Origin of the sequence: Wolbachia endosymbiont of Drosophila seguyi, from assembly GCF_028981765.1 — a bacterium.
Lineage (GTDB): Bacteria > Pseudomonadota > Alphaproteobacteria > Rickettsiales > Anaplasmataceae > Wolbachia > Wolbachia pipientis.
Map to the genome: position 1 here is coordinate 1 of NZ_JAPQLM010000179.1, position 1,497 is coordinate 1,497.

Genomic DNA, 1,497 nt, shown 5'->3' on the forward strand with positions numbered 1-1,497 from the left:
ATGCGCTGCCAAAAGCTATGCAAAAAGTCCAATGAGTTAACTCCCATATATCCTGAGTAATTCTTGTGCATTAGCTTTGATTAGGATAGGGCATTTTCTATCATTTAATAGGGAACGCAATATTTCAGTTGCACCTTTAATGTCGTTATTATGTATCTTTACTACAGCGATAGCTTCTTGGCTTGAATAAGGATACACTGTGCTTGATTCTAAATTATCAATTTTGTCTTTATTTATTTTTTCACCGTTGGAGTGAAGTAAGCTCATTACTTCTAAATATTGTGCTAACTCACGCAAAACATTAGGAGCATCTTTATCATCTGCCAAATCATTATAAATAGATGCTGTGTCTGTTGGCATTGAATCTGAGATATGATTGAATGCGCGTTCAAAATTTGCTAAATACTCCCAATTTGAATCTATTTCTTCTAGCAGCGGCTTATTATCTTTTTTTAAGAATAATACTTCGTAAAACTTGTCACCTGCAGTTATAGATTGTTTTGTGTTATCAATGTTGCGCAATAAGTATAATGTGATGCCAACTAACATTGGCGCGAGTGCAAGCAGAAAGATGTATTTTTTCATGGTAATATTCTGAATAGTTATATGTTTATACATTAATGCTTTTGATTTGCAAAAACATATTGACATAGTGATTATATCACATAATAATATTCTTAAAGTTGTTTGAATAGTTGGAGATTAAAATATTTCTAAAGTAGAAATAAAGACAGCAGTATTAAGCTAAATTATTTTTTGTCGGATTTATCCGATGTACCCTCAACCTTTTATAGGTTGAAGTCTAAATTTGAGAGTTTGATCCTAGCTCAGAATGAACGCTGGCGGCAGGCCTAACACATGCAAGTCGAACGGAGTTATATTGTAGCTTGCTATGGTATAACTTAGTGGCAGACGGGTGAGTAATGTATAGGAATCTACCTAGTAGTACGGAATAATTGTTGGAAACGGCAACTAATACCGTATACGCCCTACGGGGGAAAAATTTATTGCTATTAGATGAGCCTATATTAGATTAGCTAGTTGGTGGAGTAATAGCCTACCAAGGCAATGATCTATAGCTGATCTGAGAGGATGATCAGCCACACTGGAACTGAGATACGGTCCAGACTCCTACGGGAGGCAGCAGTGGGGAATATTGGACAATGGGCGAAAGCCTGATCCAGCCATGCCGCATGAGTGAAGAAGGCCTTTGGGTTGTAAAGCTCTTTTAGTGAGGAAGATAATGACGGTACTCACAGAAGAAGTCCTGGCTAACTCCGTGCCAGCAGCCGCGGTAATACGGAGAGGGCTAGCGTTATTCGGAATTATTGGGCGTAAAGGGCGCGTAGGCGGATTAGTAAGTTAAAAGTGAAATCCCAAGGCTCAACCTTGGAATTGCTTTTAAAACTGCTAATCTAGAGATTGAAAGAGGATAGAGGAATTCCTAGTGTAGAGGTGAAATTCGTAAATATTAGGAGGAACACCAGTGGCGAAGGC

1 protein-coding gene and 1 rRNA gene are annotated in these 1,497 nt (G+C 38.1%); one reads left to right on the forward strand and one right to left on the reverse strand.

What is annotated here, in order from left to right:
* Positions 1-36: 36 nt before the first annotated feature.
* A complete protein-coding gene (locus OZD62_RS04600) occupies positions 37-651 on the reverse strand; it encodes a hypothetical protein (RefSeq protein ID WP_275019530.1) in 615 nt (204 codons plus the stop codon).
* 153 nt (positions 652-804) lie between these two features.
* On the opposite strand from OZD62_RS04600, the gene OZD62_RS04605 reads away from it, so the two are divergent.
* Positions 805-1,497 (forward strand): 16S ribosomal RNA (locus OZD62_RS04605); the annotation flags it as partial.